The organism is Ruegeria meonggei, from assembly GCF_042768335.1.
Lineage (GTDB): Bacteria > Pseudomonadota > Alphaproteobacteria > Rhodobacterales > Rhodobacteraceae > Ruegeria > Ruegeria meonggei.
Genome location: NZ_JAXHBT010000001.1, coordinates 302,438 through 318,516, shown reverse-complemented (window position 1 = coordinate 318,516; position 16,079 = coordinate 302,438). Strand labels below are relative to the sequence as shown.

General features: G+C 58.1%; 16 protein-coding genes and 1 pseudogene. 2 read left to right on the top strand and 15 right to left on the bottom strand.

Translation table 11 applies throughout. From position 1 onward, the window contains the following. Nucleotides 1-101: 101 nt before the first annotated feature. The 10 genes and pseudogenes from SJY13_RS01570 to yajC all read right to left on the bottom strand — a co-directional run bounded on the left by SJY13_RS01570 (nucleotide 102) and on the right by yajC (nucleotide 7,094). A complete protein-coding gene (locus tag SJY13_RS01570) occupies nucleotides 102-641 on the bottom strand; it encodes a DsbE family thiol:disulfide interchange protein (protein WP_377186845.1) in 540 nt (179 codons plus the stop codon). Further along, a complete protein-coding gene (gene ccmD / locus SJY13_RS01565; protein ID WP_377186842.1) occupies nucleotides 634-792 on the bottom strand; it encodes a heme exporter protein CcmD in 159 nt (52 codons plus the stop codon). Before ccmD ends, SJY13_RS01570 begins: the two co-directional genes overlap by 8 nt. After that, nucleotides 789-1,562, bottom strand: a complete 774-nt coding sequence (locus SJY13_RS01560) for a heme ABC transporter permease (RefSeq protein WP_085820906.1) — start codon at nucleotides 1,560-1,562, stop codon at nucleotides 789-791. Before SJY13_RS01560 ends, ccmD begins: the two co-directional genes overlap by 4 nt. A gap of 61 nt (nucleotides 1,563-1,623) precedes the next feature. After that, entirely contained in the window at nucleotides 1,624-2,280 is a 657-nt protein-coding gene (gene ccmB / locus SJY13_RS01555) for a heme exporter protein CcmB (RefSeq protein WP_377186839.1), read from the bottom strand. Then, a pseudogene (gene ccmA / locus SJY13_RS01550) lies at nucleotides 2,277-2,891 on the bottom strand (heme ABC exporter ATP-binding protein CcmA). Before ccmA ends, ccmB begins: the two are co-directional and overlap by 4 nt. A gap of 148 nt (nucleotides 2,892-3,039) precedes the next feature. Next, a complete protein-coding gene (locus SJY13_RS01545; RefSeq protein ID WP_377186836.1) occupies nucleotides 3,040-3,393 on the bottom strand; it encodes an Mth938-like domain-containing protein in 354 nt (117 codons plus the stop codon). Between the two features lie 9 nt (nucleotides 3,394-3,402). Continuing rightward, the gene (locus SJY13_RS01540; protein ID WP_377186833.1) at nucleotides 3,403-4,149 is read right to left on the bottom strand and encodes a TSUP family transporter; all 747 of its coding nucleotides are present in this window, start codon (nucleotides 4,147-4,149) and stop codon (nucleotides 3,403-3,405) included. Continuing rightward, on the bottom strand, nucleotides 4,142-5,110 hold the full coding sequence (gene secF, locus SJY13_RS01535; RefSeq protein ID WP_377186830.1) for a protein translocase subunit SecF: 969 nt from the start codon (nucleotides 5,108-5,110) through the stop codon (nucleotides 4,142-4,144). The genes SJY13_RS01540 and secF overlap by 8 nt, the downstream gene beginning before the upstream one ends. A 1-nt stretch (nucleotide 5,111) precedes the next feature. Continuing rightward, nucleotides 5,112-6,773 carry a protein translocase subunit SecD gene (gene secD, locus SJY13_RS01530; RefSeq protein WP_377186827.1) on the bottom strand — a complete coding sequence of 554 codons (1,662 nt, stop codon included), beginning with the start codon at nucleotides 6,771-6,773 and terminating at the stop codon, nucleotides 5,112-5,114. Between the two features lie 33 nt (nucleotides 6,774-6,806). After that, nucleotides 6,807-7,094 carry a preprotein translocase subunit YajC gene (yajC, locus tag SJY13_RS01525; protein WP_085820913.1) on the bottom strand — a complete coding sequence of 96 codons (288 nt, stop codon included), beginning with the start codon at nucleotides 7,092-7,094 and terminating at the stop codon, nucleotides 6,807-6,809. A 226-nt stretch (nucleotides 7,095-7,320) separates the two neighbouring features. On the opposite strand from yajC, the gene SJY13_RS01520 reads away from it, so the two are divergent. Further along, nucleotides 7,321-8,976 (top strand): mechanosensitive ion channel family protein, encoded by a 1,656-nt coding sequence (locus SJY13_RS01520; RefSeq protein ID WP_377186823.1) that lies wholly within the window; start codon nucleotides 7,321-7,323, stop codon nucleotides 8,974-8,976. Between the two features lie 85 nt (nucleotides 8,977-9,061). After that, on the top strand, nucleotides 9,062-10,354 hold the full coding sequence (serS, locus tag SJY13_RS01515; protein ID WP_377186820.1) for a serine--tRNA ligase: 1,293 nt from the start codon (nucleotides 9,062-9,064) through the stop codon (nucleotides 10,352-10,354). A gap of 61 nt (nucleotides 10,355-10,415) precedes the next feature. Here serS and SJY13_RS01510 read toward each other — a convergent pair whose 3' ends face one another. The 5 genes from SJY13_RS01510 to SJY13_RS01490 all read right to left on the bottom strand — a co-directional run bounded on the left by SJY13_RS01510 (nucleotide 10,416) and on the right by SJY13_RS01490 (nucleotide 15,899). Further along, complete coding sequence (locus SJY13_RS01510) at nucleotides 10,416-11,111, bottom strand: helix-hairpin-helix domain-containing protein (protein WP_377186817.1); 696 nt, start codon at nucleotides 11,109-11,111, stop codon at nucleotides 10,416-10,418. A 91-nt stretch (nucleotides 11,112-11,202) separates the two neighbouring features. Continuing rightward, nucleotides 11,203-12,189, bottom strand: coding sequence for a fatty acid desaturase (locus SJY13_RS01505; protein ID WP_377186814.1), 987 nt, complete (start codon nucleotides 12,187-12,189; stop codon nucleotides 11,203-11,205). A 164-nt stretch (nucleotides 12,190-12,353) separates the two neighbouring features. Further along, on the bottom strand, nucleotides 12,354-13,817 hold the full coding sequence (gene der / locus SJY13_RS01500; RefSeq protein WP_377186811.1) for a ribosome biogenesis GTPase Der: 1,464 nt from the start codon (nucleotides 13,815-13,817) through the stop codon (nucleotides 12,354-12,356). A 48-nt stretch (nucleotides 13,818-13,865) separates the two neighbouring features. Continuing rightward, nucleotides 13,866-15,188, bottom strand: a complete 1,323-nt coding sequence (locus tag SJY13_RS01495) for a PQQ-like beta-propeller repeat protein (protein ID WP_085820918.1) — start codon at nucleotides 15,186-15,188, stop codon at nucleotides 13,866-13,868. Nucleotides 15,189-15,227: 39 nt separating this feature from the next. Further along, complete coding sequence (locus SJY13_RS01490; protein ID WP_377186808.1) at nucleotides 15,228-15,899, bottom strand: hypothetical protein; 672 nt, start codon at nucleotides 15,897-15,899, stop codon at nucleotides 15,228-15,230. Between the last annotated feature and the right edge of the window lie 180 nt (nucleotides 15,900-16,079).

Sequence of the window (16,079 nt, the reverse complement as noted above, 5' to 3'; positions counted from 1 at the left end):
TGAGAACAGATCGACAAAGGACGCCTTCGGGCGTCCTTTTTTGTTGCGAGGCGCCGCCTCGCGCTCCGGAGTGTTTGTGAAAAGAAGAAGGAGAAGTGCCGTTAGTTTCCGGCAGCTTCTTCCAATGCAGGACGGATCGTGCTTTCGATGACCCGCTGCGTAATCGGACCGGCAAAGCGTAGGATGATCGTACCTTCACCGTCGATCACATAGGTTTCCGGAACGCCGTAAACACCCCAATCCAAACCCATACGGCCCTGTTCATCCCGTCCGATCCCATCATAGGGATCGCCCAGTTCTGACAGGAAGGATTCGGCATTTTCCAACTGATCTTTGTAGTTGATGCCGTAGACCGGGATACCTTCGTCCGCCAAGGCCTGCAGGTTTGGATGCTCTACCCGGCAGGGCGCGCACCAGCTGGCCCAGTAGTTGACAAGCTTGACTTCGCCATCACGCAGTGTGTCGTCATCAAACCCAGGTTTTCCGGCAAATTCGGTCAGAACAACGGGCGGAGCTGGCTGCCCTTCGCGCGCCGATGGTAAAGCATTGGGGTCGTCGCGGAACATTCCGATCCCGGCCAGCACAGCAAATGCGCCGAAAATCAGGGGCGGCGCGATCATCAGCGGTGAGATCTTAGCCATTGCGCGTCATCCTTTGTTCGATCTTCTCCATCTCAGCCCGGATCTTGCGCCCGCGCAGTATGCTGAACACAATCAGCGCCATCAGCAACCCGATAGAGGCCGCGTAGGACCACAGAACTGTGTCGGCGTATTTTCCAAGATCCGGCATCATCCGCTTACCCTCTCGCGCGCCAGCAGCGCCTTGATCCGCCGCACTCGGATTTCCGTGCCGGTGCGATACAAGACCAGCGCAATGAAGAGCAGAACAAACCCGACGATGCATAGCATCAGTGGGTAGAAATAGATGTTGCTGACTTTTTCTTCCGTATCCGCTCCGGTCACGGCGGCGGTTCGCATCACCGACGCACCCTGATGCAGACCCTGGTTCCAGAAATTCACCGCATAGCGGCTGAGGATCGCAAATACCGATCCCACCAAACACAAGACCGAGGTCAGGTCAGCCGCGGTATCAGGGTCTTCGATCGCCTCCCACAAGGCAACGTAACCCAAATAGAACAGGAACAGGATCAGGAACGAGGTCAGGCGCGGATCCCAGGCCCACCAAGTGCCCCACATCGGTTGCCCCCAGATCGCGCCTGTTGCTAGTGCGATCAGCGTCATCACAATGCCAACCGGGGCCGCCGCACGCGCCGCCAGCGCGCTGACATGGTGGCGCCGGACCAACCACACCAGTGATGTCACCAGCATCATCAGCCAACAGTTTATGGCCATCAATGCCGCGGGCACATGCAGGTAGATGATCTTAACCGTCGATCCCTGTTTGTAGTCATCCGGCGTGAAAAAGAACCCCCACACTAAACCCACAACGATGCAGACCGCCGAAGCCATCCAGAAGAAAGGCATCACGCGTTCACTGGTCGAGAGGAACTTTCGCGGGTTGGCATATTCCCAGAGGGCGTTGGCTTTGGCTGCGATAGACATGAGCTTTATCTAATCCGAGTCGAGTTGGTTCTCAATTGACATCTGTCAAAGTTTCACTGCGTCACCGCAGGTTGATGCGCAAAACAGCAGCACTGGCAAAGGGCAACAGGGCAATCGTCGCAGCAGTAATCCCTGCCAGCATCAGCAATGGCGTCTGCGTTTCCATCCCCGTAGCCCCACGTCGCGCCACCTCGGCCCCAAAGATCAGGGTTGGCACGTAAAGCGGTAAAACAAGCAGCGACAGCAGCAGCCCACCGCGTTTCAGGCCCACCGTAAGGGCCGCACCGAAAGTTCCGATAACGCTCATCGCCGGAGTGCCGACCAGAAGTGAGATAACCAGCCAAAGGAACCCCGGCACGGGCAAATTCAGCAGCACGCCCAGAAACGGCGCGGCCAGAACCAGCGGCAGGCCAGTGGTCAGCCAGTGGGCCAGCGCCTTGATCGTGACGACCGCTTCCAGCGGCAGGGGTGCAGTTGCGAGCAGGTCCAACGAGCCGTCCTCCCAATCCAGCGCGAGAAGACGATCCAACGACAACAGGCAAGCCAAGAGCGCCCCCAGCCAAAGCGCACCCGGCGCGATAGTGGACAGCAAAGAGGATTGCGGGCCCACGGAAAAAGGCACCAGAACGGTGACGATCAGGAAAAACGCCAGCCCCAGGCCAAAACCTCCGCCTGCACGGAAGGCCAGCTTAAGGTCGCGCAGCAACAGGGCGATCACAGGAAGCCTCCGTCGAAATCGTCGATGGGTTTGGGTTTGGCTTTATTGAGGCCCACGTCCAAAACCTCTCCGTCCAGGCCAAGTTCGATATGTGTGGCGATCAAGGCGGACCCGCCCTGCCCCAGATGCGCGCGCACGGCATCAGAGAACATTCGCACCGCATTTTTGTCCAGCGACACCGTGGGTTCGTCCAGCATCCAGATCGGCCGCCCGGTGACCAGCATTCGCGCCAATCCCAGGCGGCGTTTCTGCCCTGCAGACAGGTTCCCCGCGTGGCGGTCTGAGAGATCGTTCAGGGCAAAAGCGTCCAAAGCGGGCTGAATATCTTAAATCCCAAAGACCGAGGCCCAGAAAGACAGGTTTTCCACCACTGTCAGCGTCGGCTTTAGACCGTCAGAATGCGAGGCATAGGCGATCTGATCCTCTGCCCCCTCAATTCTGCCTGCCAGAGGCGGTTGCAGTCCCGCCAATGTGCGCAGCAGCGTTGTCTTACCGATCCCGTTTGGCCCCCGCAGGATCAGCGCTTTGCCGGAGGGCAGCGAAAAGCTGAGCCCTTCGAGCACGGGAACGCCGCCACGGGCGATGGCCAGATCGGTTACGGTCAAAGTCATGGGTCCCGCTTATCTCATTGCCGTCAGAGGCAAAAGGCGAGATTTGCCGCAGTGTGTTTAGTGATAGCGTATTTGAGTGCGGGCGAAGCGAGGGGCCAGCCCCTCGCGCTCCCCGGGATATTTTTAGCCAGATGAAGGGCGGATCAGCTCAGACCGGTAACAGCGCCAGCGCGATGCGCCGCCCTTCGGACAGCAGCACGTTATAGGTGCGGCATGCAGCCGGAGAGTTCATGATCTCGACGCCAATCCCGGCGTTTTCCAAGGCGGTACGCAGGTCCTTTGGAATATGGGTCAGCGCGGCGCCAGTGCCGATCAACAGAACATCCACGTGATCGTTCAGTTTAAGCAGCGCCGTTTGATCGTCGTATCCGCCCCATGCGGTCGTACCTGTTGGGCCTGTCAGCACCGTACCTTCATGGATTTGGCCGCCGATCCGGAAAAACCCGGGGCCGTACCCATCAATCGGGGTTGCGTTGTTATAGGTGATCTCATTCAGGCGCATGGCGGTGTTCTAGCCCCAAAGCGGCAGTCCCGACAAGGCCGCAAGAGCAATCGCCAGATAGGCGGCGGCGCGGTACAGTTTTTCGCGTTCTGGTCGGAACAACCAGCCCCCCAACCAATTGCCTGCTACATTCGGGACGGCCAGCAACAGACCCAACGCCAATGTAGGCCAAGTGACACGCCCCATCCCTGTCAGATATCCGAGGATAAGGAAATCGAATGCAAATAGGAACAACAGGATCGTGGCGCGGATCACCTCGACTGGCAGCGGACGAGACATGTAGAACAGGATCACGGCCGGTCCTGGCAGGCCCGCGATCCCGCCCAGAAATCCGGCGGTTGCGCCGATACCGGCCACCATCGTCCGGCCAACATGCCCGTGGTACCGCAGCCCCAGGATCAGTACGGCCAGCATGAAGATCGCCAATATGCTGACGGTATAGCGGAAAACCTCGGGCGCAACTTGCGTCAGCAGCCACAGGCCAACAGGCAGCAACAGTGCACACCCAGCCACGAGCCGAACCAGATCTCCCCGCTCGACGTCCCGCCAGGCGCGGCGCAGGTTGGGCAGAGGTCCGAAGATATCCATGATCGTAAGGCCGATCAGAGCGCCGAACGGTCCGAGAAAGGGTGTGGCAATCGGAAGGAAAATCAGCGCGGTTCCGAATCCGGAAAACCCACGCACAACGCCGCTGAGAAACGCGGCGCATAGAATAATGGCCAGCCCCGTGGGGGACTGGCCAAAATACTCAGGCATCGATGTTGGCAAATTGATTGCCAGACGTATTTGACGGTTTGGACCAGTCGCGCTTGACGCCCAGCCACAACAGAATGGTCGAGGCCACGAAGACCGACGAATAGGTTCCGACGATTACGCCCCAGATCATCGCAAATACAAAGCCCCGGATCACGTCCCCGCCCAGCACATAGAGCGAGATCAGCGCCAATAGCGTGGTGACCGAGGTCATGACCGTCCGGCTGAGCGTTTCGTTGATCGAGATGTTAAGAACCTCTTTGAGGTCTTTCTTTTTGTATTTGCGCAGATTTTCCCGAACGCGGTCGAACACAACCACTGTGTCGTTCAGCGAATAGCCCACAATGGTCAGCAAGGCCGCGATGATGGCCAGATCGAACCGGATCTGCAGTTCCGAAAATATCCCAATGGTCAGGATCACGTCATGCACAAGTGCGGACACGGCCCCCAACGCAAACTGCCATTCGAAACGAAGCCAGATATAGACAAGCACCGCGCCAATGGCGAGCACGACCGCAATTACGGCGGTCTGGATCAACTCACCTGACACTTTGGGGCCGACGGATTCGACGGACACAAATTCGATATCCGGTGCTGCAACCTTGAGGGCCTCTTCAACCGCGGTGACTGTAGCGGCTGAGACGGCCTCGGCATCGGCCTGGGCCTGAATGCGGATCATCGCAACATTCTCATCCGGCCCGAAGGTTGGGTCGAAAATCTCGGTTATCGTGACATCACCCAGCTCCAACGGGGCGATTGCGTCGCGATAGGCACCAACATCGATGAGCTGCGCGCTTTCGGTTCGGATCGTTGTCCCGCCACGAAAATCGATGCCAAAGTTCAACCCTTGCAGCATGAACGAGGTGAATGCGACGACCATCATCAGCGCCGAGATGCCCAGCCAGATTTTCCAGCGGCTGAAGAAATCGAACGAGGTGTTCTGGGGTACCAGTTTAAGTCTCATGTCAAACCTCGATCGTTTTCGGGCGGCGGCGTTCGAACCACAGAACGATCATCAGACGCGTCACGAAGATCGCGGTGAAGACCGAGGTCAGAATGCCTAGACCCAGCGTAATGGCAAAGCCGCGTACGGGGCCGCTGCCCATGGCAAACAGGATCACCGCGGTGATGAATGTGGTCACATTCGCATCAAGAATAGCCGACAGCGCCTTTTCATAGCCCAGCTCAATCGCGCGGGCTGGTCCTCTGGCGGATTTCAGTTCCTCGCGGATACGTTCAAAGATCAGCACGTTGGCGTCCACCGCCATACCCACCGTCAGAACAATCCCCGCGATCCCCGGCAAGGTCAGCGTGGCACCGATCAGCGACAGCAAACCGAACAACAAGCCAACATTGATGATCAGCGCGATGTTGGCGAAGACGCCAAACAAGCCATAGCTGAGCGCCATGAACACCAGTACCGCAACAAAAGCCACGATGGTGGCGACCTTGCCTGCGTCGATACTGTCCTGCCCCAATTCAGGACCGATGGTGCGTTCTTCGAGGAACTCCAGCCCGGCGGGCAACGCGCCTGCGCGCAGCAGCACGGCCAGGTTGGTGCTTTCTTCAACGGTGAAGTTGCCGGTGATGATGCCCGATCCGCCCGGTATATGGCTTTGGATCACCGGGGCCGAGATCACCTCGTCATCCAGAACAATGGCAAATGGAGCGCCGATGTTTTCCAGCGTATAGTCGCCGAATTTGCGCGCGCCAGACGTGTTGAACCGGAAGCTGACCGCCGGACGACCGTTTTGGTCAAACGCAGGCTGCGCATCCACCAGCTCCTCGCCGGTTACGACGGGGGCTGAATCCAACGTGTAGAAAACGCCGGATTCATCAATTGACGGTACAACTTCTTCGCCGACGCCCGGCACTGCGTCTGGATCGGTACCGCGCCGCACAACCGGGTTGAAGGTCAGCTGCGCTGTCGTTCCGATGATTTCTTTCAGCTCACCCGCACTGCCGATGCCCGGCACCTGGATCAGTATACGATCTGCACCTTGGCGCTGAATGGTAGGTTCCCGCGTGCCGACCTCGTCGATCCGGCGTCGGATGATTTCCAGCGACTGACGTACGGTGCGATCGTTCGAGGCCAGCTTTTCGGCCTCTGACAGCTGCACCACAATGGTCTCACCTTCGGCGCGGGCTTCGATATCGGTTGCCCCCACGCCGGTCAGGGTCTGTACCTGACGGGCCAGTCCGCGCACAACCTCCAACGCGCGGGACATGCCCTCGGGCTGGCTGATGCGCACGCAAATCTCGTCTGGGGCCGACTCTTGTTTGCGGATTGTGCCCACGGTGGCGCGCTCATCGCGCAGTGCATCGCGGATTTCCGGCCACATCGCTTCCATGCGGGATTCGTAAACATCTTCGACCTTCACTTCGGCTAGCAGATGCGCACCGCCGCGCAAATCAAGGCCCAGATTGACCAGCGAAGATGGCAGCCAGTTCGGCCATTGCGCCGCTTCGGTCTGCAGCTCGGGAGTGTCGATGCCAAGCTCGATCTCGGCCTTGGCATCGTTTGATTGCTCAACGCGCGTGTAAAACGCATTCGGCAGGGCCATCAGCAGGCCGATCACGCAGACCGACCAGATCAGAACCCGCTTCCAGGTATCAATTTGCAGCATTACCCTGCCTTTTCAAGGAATTGTAGCGCGAAGTTACTTCGCAGGCTCGGTCTTGTTCAAAACCTGCGCGATGGTCGATTTGACCACACGAACCTTGACGCCTTCGGCGATCTCGACCTCGATCTCGTTGTCGCCTTCCTTAACCTTGGCCACTTTGCCGATCAGCCCACCCTGGGTGACAACCTGATCGCCTCGGCGCACGGCCTCGACCATTGCCTGATGTTGTTTCATCTTTTTCTGCTGCGGACGGATCAGCAGGAAGTACATGATCGCGAAGATCAGAACCAGCGGGAGAAACTGGGCGATTGCGCCACCTTCCATAGGATATTCCTTTTGTTTTGGAGATGCGGAAGTCTCCGCAAATTTGGCGAGAACCTATTCTTTGAAATGCCTGTTTGCAAGGACAGGCGGCGCATCGAATTTTTTCTTTGGAAAACACCGTTACCTGTGGCGGGTGTTCCATATTTTCCAAAGTTTAGGACCGCCGGTTCAGTTACCCCCTAGGAAGATAGGCCCGCTCGGATATAGTTGAAAAGCGGGAGGTCCAATGACGCAATTTTTTCAATCCTTTGGCATGGTTGCCCGACTGCTTGTTGCGGTCTTGTTGATCACTCTGCCCTTTGCGGCGGCAGCGCAGGATATCGCTGAAGACCTTCGTGTGGACGAGGAACAGTCCGAAACGTTCAAAGCCCCAGTCATTGTCGACGGCGAGACGCTTTTCTTTCTGCGTGGATCCAGCGCGCTGCCGGCATCCGACCGCGTCGAACGGGTGCAGGACGCCATCATTGAAGTCGCAGAGGCCTCTACCAGCACAACCGTCGCGATTGTGTTTGAAGACACCGAGCTGGGTACGCTTATTCTGGCGGATGACGTCCAGGTCACGATTGTCACCGAAGCGGACGCCGAGCTGGATCAGATGGAGCTCGATGTTCTCAGCTTCTTGCACGGTCAGGCCATCGAAGAGGCGATCATCGCCTACCGGGCCAACCGAACCGAGCAGGCGCGCGTCTCCGGTGCCATTGAAGCGGCGGGCTGGACCTTTGGTTTCATAGTCTTCGTAGTAGCAATCCTATGGCTACATCGCAGCATCCGGCGACGCACCCTGAAATTTGTCAAACGTCACCTGAAGGATGTAGAGACGGCCACCGCAAAAAGTGTTCAGGCTGAGGCGATTGCAGCGTTGGTCCGGTATGGGTTGAACTTCGTTCTGCTTATCATCTTCTTTCTGGGCTTTTACTACTATCTGTCCTTTGTCCTGCTTTCCTTCGCTGAAACCCGATATTTCGCGCAGCTGCTGCTAACCTATCTGACAGAACCCGTACTTGTGATCTTTCAGGGCATCATCAGCTATATCCCCAACCTAATCATGCTGGTCCTGATCACCTGGGTCACGATGTATGTAATCAAAGGCATGCGCGTGTTCTTTGACGCGGTTGAGGCCGGAACATTTGATCTGGGGGATTTCGAAAAGCACTGGGTGAATCCAACCTTCAATATCGCCCGTGTCGTTGTTATCATGATCGCTCTGGTATTTGCGGTGCCCTATATTCCCGGGTCCGACTCAGCCGCTTTTCAGGGACTGACTATTCTTGTGGGTGCCATGCTGTCGCTGGGTGCAAACTCGGTCGTATCAAACATGCTGGCAGGGTTGTTCGTGATCTATCGCCGCTCAACCTCAATCGGGGACCGCATTCAGATCGGAGAACACATAGGCGATGTGGTGCAGATAAAGCTGATGGAAACGCATCTGAAATCAATCAAGAATGAGTTGATCTCGATTCCGAATGCCCAGCTGATGAACTCGGATGTGGTAAACTTTTCAAAGAAAACAGATGGCAGCGGGCTGTTGCTGCACACGACTGTGGGCATCGGCTATGAGGAACCCTCGGACAAGATTGAGGCCATGCTGATCGAGGCCGCCAATCGCACCAAAGGCATCAAGGCCAAGCCCGAGCCGTTTGTTCTGTGGACTGCTCTGGCGGATTACGCGATCAACTATCAGATCAACGGGTATTCGACACGCGGCAGCATCATTCCGAAGATTCGCTCGGACCTGCACCGTAACATCGTGGCCGTGTTCAACGAGAACAATGTACAGATTATGACGCCCTCTTACATCGCTGATCCGCCAGAGCCAAAAATCCCGGCCGAAGACTGGGACGGTCATCTGGCGCATCAAACCGAGGAAGATCTGGACAAGTAGGTGTAATTTCAAACGCGTGCTACACCCTGCCATTCAGATGGTGCATAAGCGGCTGCAGTGATTCACATGTTTAAGGATCTGAACCATGCACGACATCCGCGCTATTCGCGAAAACCCCGCCGCCTTCGACGCCGCCCTTGCGCGCCGTGGGGACGCGTCGGTGTCGTCAGAATTGCTGCGGCTGGACGAAAGTCGCCGGGCCAAGATTCTGGCGGCTGAGACCGCACAGGCCGAGCAGAACAAAGCCTCGAAAGAGGTTGGCGCCGCCAAAGGCCGCGGCGATGAGGTCGAATTCCAGCGCCTGCGCGCACTGGTCGCCGACAAAAAAGCCGAGATTGCCCGGATGCAGACCGAGGCCAAGGATCTGGACGCGCTGCTAACCGATCAACTGGCTCGTATCGCCAACATTCCAGCCGAGGACGTGCCCGAAGGCGCAGACGAGGACGACAATGTCGAGGTCAATCGCTGGGGCACGCCGCGCGCTTTTGATTTCGCACCCAAGGAACATTACGACATCCCGGCCGTGGCCGCAGCGATGGACTTTGAGACTGCAGCCAAAACCAGCGGCAGTCGGTTTGTGAACCTGTCCAAAGGTGTCGCCCGAACCCACCGGGCGCTGGCGCAGTTCATGATCGATACGCATATCGACAAGAACGGTCTGACCGAAATGCTGACCCCGGTTCTGGTCCGCGATGAAGCCATGTACGGCACGGACAAGCTGCCGAAATTTGGCGAGGACAGTTACCAGACCACCAATGGTTGGTGGCTGATTCCAACGTCCGAAGTGACGCTGACTTATTCTGTTTCGGGTGACATTCTGGACCAAAGCGCCCTACCCATCCGCATGACCGCGCATACTGTCTGTTTCCGGTCCGAAGCGGGCAGCGCCGGTAAGGACACAGCCGGGATGTTGCGACAGCATCAGTTCGAAAAGGTCGAAATGGTCTCGGTCACGCACCCAGATGAGTCAGACGCAGAACAAAAGCGCATGCTGCGCTGTGCCGAGGATCTGTTGGAACAACTGGGCATCCCCTACCGCACGGTGATTCTGTGCACCGGCGATATGGGTTTTGGCGCACGCCGGACCTATGACATCGAAGCCTGGCTGCCCGGGCAGGATGCCTACCGCGAGATCAGCTCGGTCTCGACCACCGGTGACTTTCAGGCCCGCCGCATGAACGCACGTTTCCGCCCCGAAGGCGGTGGTAAACCGGAATACGTTCACACCCTGAACGGATCTGGGTTGGCCGTTGGTCGGTGTCTGATCTCTGTTCTGGAAAATGGCCAAAACGCAGACGGAACCGTAACATTGCCAAACGTTTTGGCCCCCTATCTGGGCGGCAAGCTGACGCTGCAACTGGACGGCACGCTGGCATAAGGAAACCGGCGCACGCAGAGCGCGACGCCGATTTCGAAAAACACTTGAAGGCGGAGAAGGCTTACTTCTTCGCCTTTTTCTTATCCTTCTTTTTGTCTTTCTTTTTGCCGTCTTTCTTCTTCTGGTCTTTTTTCTTGTCGCCCTTCTTGGACTTCTTGTCCTTTTTGGACTTGGCCTTCACCTTGTCCTTGGCTTTCGAGAACGCGGCCTCCATTTCCTGCAGCTTCTTGGCGGCCTTTTCAGCCTTTGCCTTGGCTTTGGCTTTTTTACGGGCTTTGGCGGCAGCGGCTTCGGCCGCAGCTTTTTCCTCGGCCGCCTTACGGGCAGCCTCGGCAGCGCGTTTTTCAGCGGCGGCAGCGGCACGCTTGTCGGCGGCAGCGGCCGCTACGGTTTTCCGCGCAGCTGGTTTGCGGGTCGCGGGCTTTGCAACAGCCGGTTTCTTGACCGCAGGTTTTGCAGCCGAGGTTTTTGCTGCGGCAGGTTTAGCGGCGGCAGCTTTCGCTGCAGAGGGCTTTCGCGTAGGCGCGCGGCGGGTCGTTGGTTTCGCTGCGGCCGGTTTCGCGGCTGTCGGCTTGGCCGCAATCGCGGTCTTTGCTGCGGCAATCAGCACCAGCGCACGGGCCGCACCAATGCGGGGGGCTTTGACCAGGTCTGCGGGTTTAGCCTTAGCGATGGCTTCAGCGGTATTAAAGCCATTGGCAGCCAGCGCTTTTGCAAGCGTCTCACCCACCCCTTTAACGGTCGTCACTGCGGTCATTACGAGTCCTTCCTTTCTCTCCCAGTCGTTTCGTATATACAGCCGATATACGCATTTGCAAGCTGCCGGCTAGCCCATTGGCCCCTGAGCGTTAGTTGCTATGGGCCAGATTACCGGTTCGGTTCTTTTTGGGGAATGGAACAAGTCGTTTGGCGTCCTCATCCCATAGCTTCAAGTTCAGCGCCGCCACGGCCTCGGGAAACTTGATCCGGCGCGGCGTGTATTCGGGCGGCAGGTTATAATGGCACGCCCGCAGCCGATAGGACGGGATGCGCGCGTTAAAGTGGTGGATGTCGTGCAACGTGATGCAAGCCACCGCATTGTCAAACCACCATCCGAAATCCAGTGCCGATGATCCCTGCAGCGCAGCCAGTTGCGGGTTCAGATCAGGACGTCGGTCCCAATAGGTATCCTCGAAATTGTGCTGCAGGTAGACAAGGAACACGCCCAGCATTCCGCCCAGAAAGGAAAAGATCAACCAGACCACAATGCCGGTGGACCCGGCAATCAGATACAGAAGCCCAAGGAAGACCACGATGGACAGGTTATGCAACAGCACCCCCGTCACGCCAAAGCGCACCGTGTTCTTGGGCCAGCGATAGCGGATGAAGTAGGTGAACAACGATCCCAGAGGCACCAGGATGAATGGATTGCGGTAAAGCCTGTAAAACAATCGGCTTTTCCAATCTGCAGCGTTCCATTCCCGCACCGTCATGGTGTGGATTTCACCGGTTTCGCGATGTTCCAGATTACCGATCCCGGAATGGTGCAGATTGTGGTTCTGCTTCATCACCTCGAACGGGGCAAATGTGAAGGGCGACAAACCGTGCCCGGCCCATTCATTCTGCAGACGGATTTCAAACAGGGAGTGATGGCCGCAATCGTGTTGCAGCACATAAAGGCGCACGGCGGAAAAGGCAAAAGCGATCCCTGCGGGGATCATGATGTACCACCGATCCACATAAGAAATCGCAAGCGCAAGCGATGTGAAATACACCGCAAAAGTTCCAAAATAGCTTATCGCGGCCAATCTGTTGTCCTGCACCGCGTATTGTCGAGTGTATTCCCTCAGATCCATCCAGTCCGCTCCCACGATGGCCCGGTTCAATGTGATTTCAAAATTAAGTGCGGAACGCCCGCATACATGCAGCGCGCGCAAAAACAGATGCACGCCACTGAATGCTAGCGCGCAGTCAGGGGAGTGTCACGCCCCTGAGCTTAAAATGCTGAAAATTGGCGCAGTTACGCCCTGCCCTTGAGATGTTTTGCCAAGGCACCGGCGTTTTTCTTGCGCCGTCCCTTATACGGGTTCTTGTCGCCCTGCCCTCGCAACGTCAGGCGGATGGGCGTTCCGGGCATGTCAAACACCTCGCGCAGACCGTTGACCAGATAGCGTGAATAGCTTTCGGGCATCTTGTCGGGGTGCGAGCACATGACCACAAAACCCGGCGGGCGGGTCTTGACCTGCGTCATATAACGCAACTTGATCCGGCGGCCCTGCGGTGCTGGTGGCGGGTGCTGCTCTAGCATGGCTGTCAGCCAACGGTTCAGTGCTGCCGTGGGGACGCGACGATTCCAAACATCATGGGCGCGCAGGATGGCGGCGCGCAGCCGTTCCAGCCCCCGGCCTGTCTTGGCCGATACGGTGATCAAAGGGGCGCCCCGCAGTTGCGGCAACAGGCGCTCGAACGACTCTTTGAGGTCGCGCAGCTTGTCCTGCTTATCCTCTTCGATGTCCCATTTGTTGACGGCCACGACAACGGCGCGGCCTTCCCGTTCGGCCAGATCGGCGATGCGCAGGTCTTGCTGTTCAAAAGGAATGGCAGCGTCCAACAGAACCACCACAACCTCGGCAAATTTTACGGCCCGCAACCCGTCTGAGACGGACAGCTTTTCCAGCTTTTCTTGTACTTTGGCCTTTTTGCGCATCCCAGCCGTGTCAAAAATACGCATCGGCGTGCTGCCCCCATCGGGGTCTGCCCAGTCAAGGCGCAGGCTGATGGCATCGCGCGTGATCCCGGCCTCAGGGCCGGTCAGCAGGCGTTCTTCGCCAATGATCTTATTGATCAGAGTAGACTTGCCCGCGTTCGGGCGTCCGACAACCGCCACTTGCAGCGGTTTTGCAGCGGAGATCAAAGGCAACTCACCCTCTCCGTCCTCGTCCAGTTCGATGTCGGTTTGGGGGGTATCATCCACCGCCCGCTCTTCGGCTGCGTCGGCCAGTGGCATCAGGTGGGCATAAAGGTCGGTCATCCCCTCACCGTGTTCACCCGACAGGCGGACAGGCTCACCCAGGCCCAGATTATAGGCCTCAAGCACACCGGCATCGGCTGCGTTGCCTTCGGCCTTGTTGGCGGCCAGGATCACGTGCTTGGACCGTTTGCGCAGGATCTCGGCAAACATCTCATCGGTGGGTGTCAGCCCCGTACGGGCATCGATCATGAACAGACAGACATCTGCCATGTCCACCGCACGCTCGGTCAGACGGCGCATACGGCCCTCAAGGCTGTCGTCGGTTGCGTCCTCAAGCCCGGCGGTGTCGATCACGGTAAAGCGCAGATCGCCCAGACGCCCTTCGCCTTCGCGCAGATCACGCGTTACGCCGGGCTGGTCATCGACCAGGGCCAGACGTTTGCCCACAAGGCGGTTGAACAGGGTGGATTTGCCCACATTGGGGCGCCCCACGATGGCGAGGGTCAGCGACATGATACTCAACTTTCAAGACTCAGACGCGCCCTTTAGCGCATCTTGTCGTCAACGGAAAGCGTGTAGATCACCTTTGGTGGAAACGACGTACAGCGTCTGCCCTGCCACAACCGGGGCCGTTGTCGCGCCGCCAGGCACTTCGGCACGGTGAACCAGCGCGCCGTCAACCGGATTGTAGAACCTCAGATAACCGTCATTTGATGCGATCACAATGCGTCCACCCGCAAGGATCGGGCCATAATGGGCAAAGATCGGACCGCGTTTGTTGGGTTTGTCTTTGACAAAGCCCGGCAAGTCCTGCGCCCAGACGATTGAGCCATCTGAGGCGTCCAACCGCACCAGTTGGCTGCGGTCGCTGATCAGGAAGATGCTGTTGCCTGCAGCCCAGACCGTATCAACAGCGCCTTCATCCGCTGTCCATTTCCGCTCACCCGAGCCAGCGTCGAACGCGACGGTCCGGCCAGAGTGGTTACCGATATAGATCGTGTCCCCAACAACCATCGGCCCACCGGTGACATCCACAATCTGAGCAGCTGCACGCCCGCGACGCCCACCCGCGACCGAGGCGTTCCAGCGGCGAATACCGCCGCGCTTGAAGGTTGCGGCGATATCACCCGAACCAAAGGCAAAGACTGCAAATTCCGAAGCGATGACCGGGGCCGGAGCGCCCAGAACGTTTCCGACACTGGGCGTGCCTTCAATCTGCCAGGCGATGCGACCATCCTTGGTGTCGATGGTCCAGCCGGTTTCGTCCCCGGCAACCAGATACAATAGCCCATCACTGATCAGCGGCGCGCCGCTGCCGGTTGCATTCAGGCGCTTTTGCCACCGGATCGCGCCGGTCTTGGCGTCCAGTGCAGTCAGTCGCCCAAACCCGGACGAGACGTAAAGTACGCCATTGGAATAGGCCATACCGCCACCCGTTGCATCCGCGTCGCCGTCTGTTGCAGGGATCAGGTTCGTGTTCCACGCGACCTGCCCCTGCGGTGACACCGCAGAAACAGTCGCGCCGGAATCCAGCGTATAAATCAGCCCCCCCGCCACTACCGGTTCAGCCGTAATCCGTTGCTTGCGTGAATCACCCTTGCCGATCGAGGCAGACCACAGCCGCTGCGGCGTGGCACGCAGCGCAGCGTTGGTCGTACGGAAGGCCGGTGTGCCAGCGCTTTGCGACCAGCTGGCATTAGTCTTCTGCGCCGGAAGGCTGATCGGTTTTGCGCCGCGCGTCTCTACGGTCTCGGTGTCAGATGCAGGGCGAATGTCTTCACGCGCGCCCGGCAGAATAACCTCGGGTTCCTGACAGGCGGCAAGCGCGGTCAGTGAAACGGCCGCAACCGACAATCCAATGCGGGAGAAAAGACTTGTCACCATGATACTCCGAACTCGCCTGTCATTATTTCCGCCGCCTGATCAACCCTGCTGGGCCACCAGCGGTTCCGGTTCGCCGCCAAGCGCGACAATCAATTGTGCTGCACGTTGTTGCAGATCCACACCGATCTCTGCGTCCTGACGCATTGCTTGCAGCCGTTCGATGGCCGAATCAACTTTTCCTTCCGAGACGTCGATCAGGGCCAGTTGTTCCTCGGCCAGCAACCGCAAGGGAGCGCCTGGCGCAGCCAAAGCTTCGAATTGCTGGCGACGATCAGCCACCGGCATGGATTCGGATTGCAGCAACAACGCCTTGAAGGATGCAATGGCGCGATAGATGTCCGGCAGGTCGCCCTGAACGGCAATGGTGTTCAGACTGTCCACCGCCTCTTGACGGGATCCGGCCTCAATCTGTGAAGAAGACAGCAGCATGTTCAGAACCGCATCCCCACCGGGCGTTGCCGCATCAACACCGGACAACGCCGCGGCGCGTTCGGCCGAGTCGTTCTGTTCCAGCGCACCAAGGATCGCGTCCCCAAGGCTTTCAGCCTGACCGGTGGTCCGGGCTTTGCGGAATTCATTGAACGCGGCTCCGCCAACGATCAGAACCACAACCAGAACACCAATCCACCCCCAACGGCGAAGCAACAGGAACAGACGGTCACGGCGGACCTCTTCTGTCACCTCTTCAATAAAACTGTCGGTGTCGCTCATCCCCGCTCCCTGGGCTGTATTCTGCTATTTAGCGCCATGTCATACCCCGGTGCCTTGATTAAGCCAAGGGCTCGAATTCGTACATTTCCGCCGCGGCAAGCGACCCTTGCGCAAATATTTGAACCGAACTATTCAGTTCAGTATGGAAAAGGGACATTCGTGCCCCCATTTTTAGGCATG

What these genes read in the sequence shown, in the direction of transcription:
- SJY13_RS01545 (WP_377186836.1), bottom strand. Translation starts at nt 3,393, where the DNA reads ATGCGCCTGAATGAGATCACCTATAACAACGCAACCCCGATTGATGGG.
- yajC (WP_085820913.1), bottom strand. Translation starts at nt 7,094, where the DNA reads ATGGAAGGTGGCGCAATCGCCCAGTTTCTCCCGCTGGTTCTGATCTTC.
- SJY13_RS01560 (WP_085820906.1), bottom strand. Translation starts at nt 1,562, where the DNA reads ATGTCTATCGCAGCCAAAGCCAACGCCCTCTGGGAATATGCCAACCCG.
- SJY13_RS01495 (WP_085820918.1), bottom strand. Translation starts at nt 15,188, where the DNA reads ATGGTGACAAGTCTTTTCTCCCGCATTGGATTGTCGGTTGCGGCCGTT.
- serS (WP_377186820.1), top strand. Translation starts at nt 9,062, where the DNA reads ATGCACGACATCCGCGCTATTCGCGAAAACCCCGCCGCCTTCGACGCC.
- SJY13_RS01570 (WP_377186845.1), bottom strand. Translation starts at nt 641, where the DNA reads ATGGCTAAGATCTCACCGCTGATGATCGCGCCGCCCCTGATTTTCGGC.
- ccmD (WP_377186842.1), bottom strand. Translation starts at nt 792, where the DNA reads ATGATGCCGGATCTTGGAAAATACGCCGACACAGTTCTGTGGTCCTAC.
- secD (WP_377186827.1), bottom strand. Translation starts at nt 6,773, where the DNA reads ATGCTGCAAATTGATACCTGGAAGCGGGTTCTGATCTGGTCGGTCTGC.
- SJY13_RS01490 (WP_377186808.1), bottom strand. Translation starts at nt 15,899, where the DNA reads ATGAGCGACACCGACAGTTTTATTGAAGAGGTGACAGAAGAGGTCCGC.
- secF (WP_377186830.1), bottom strand. Translation starts at nt 5,110, where the DNA reads ATGAGACTTAAACTGGTACCCCAGAACACCTCGTTCGATTTCTTCAGC.
- SJY13_RS01505 (WP_377186814.1), bottom strand. Translation starts at nt 12,189, where the DNA reads ATGGATCTGAGGGAATACACTCGACAATACGCGGTGCAGGACAACAGA.
- der (WP_377186811.1), bottom strand. Translation starts at nt 13,817, where the DNA reads ATGTCGCTGACCCTCGCCATCGTGGGGCGCCCCAATGTGGGCAAATCC.
- SJY13_RS01520 (WP_377186823.1), top strand. Translation starts at nt 7,321, where the DNA reads ATGACGCAATTTTTTCAATCCTTTGGCATGGTTGCCCGACTGCTTGTT.
- SJY13_RS01540 (WP_377186833.1), bottom strand. Translation starts at nt 4,149, where the DNA reads ATGCCTGAGTATTTTGGCCAGTCCCCCACGGGGCTGGCCATTATTCTA.
- SJY13_RS01510 (WP_377186817.1), bottom strand. Translation starts at nt 11,111, where the DNA reads ATGACCGCAGTGACGACCGTTAAAGGGGTGGGTGAGACGCTTGCAAAA.